Genomic DNA, 489 nt, shown 5'->3' on the forward strand with positions numbered 1-489 from the left:
TCACGGAGGTTAATGTGCCTGATAAGAAAAAATGGGGTTCTGATGCCCTGCCGCTCCCCTTGTTCCGTCTCCCCGGTGAACTGCCCTGCAAAATACCTGCGTGCATGTTTCCCCCGTTCCGGCGCTGCCATCGCCACATTCCCTGTTCCGGTATCAGAGCCGTTTTTATACACGGCCCGCCTGTTTATTCAGGCGGCTTTATTGCCAGTAACAAGGGAGAAAGAAATGCAGTGTCCGAATTGCGGTTCGCAAAACATACGACTGCGCCATGTGGGTAAAAAGACGGGTGGGGTCATTGGCGCAACAGCCGGAGGCCTTGCCGGGCTTGAAGGAGCCTCCACCGGTGCGCTGATAGGTTCCGTCATTCCGGTTGTCGGTACGATAGCCGGAGGCCTCATTGGTTTTCTGTCCGGCGCCTGTGCTGGCGCGGTGGCAGGCTCTCTGGCCGGAGAACAACTGGACGGTACCGTCTTTGATGAATACGGCTGC

At 57.1% G+C, this 489-nt stretch carries 1 protein-coding gene; it reads left to right on the top strand.

The features are described from left to right. Window positions 1–225: 225 nt before the first annotated feature. A partial coding sequence (locus DEO48_RS26245; protein WP_109846748.1) for a hypothetical protein occupies window positions 226–489 on the top strand: 264 nt, incomplete at its 3' end.

This window comes from Enterobacter sp. CGMCC 5087 (genome assembly GCF_003144775.1).
Lineage (GTDB): Bacteria > Pseudomonadota > Gammaproteobacteria > Enterobacterales > Enterobacteriaceae > Enterobacter > Enterobacter cloacae_M.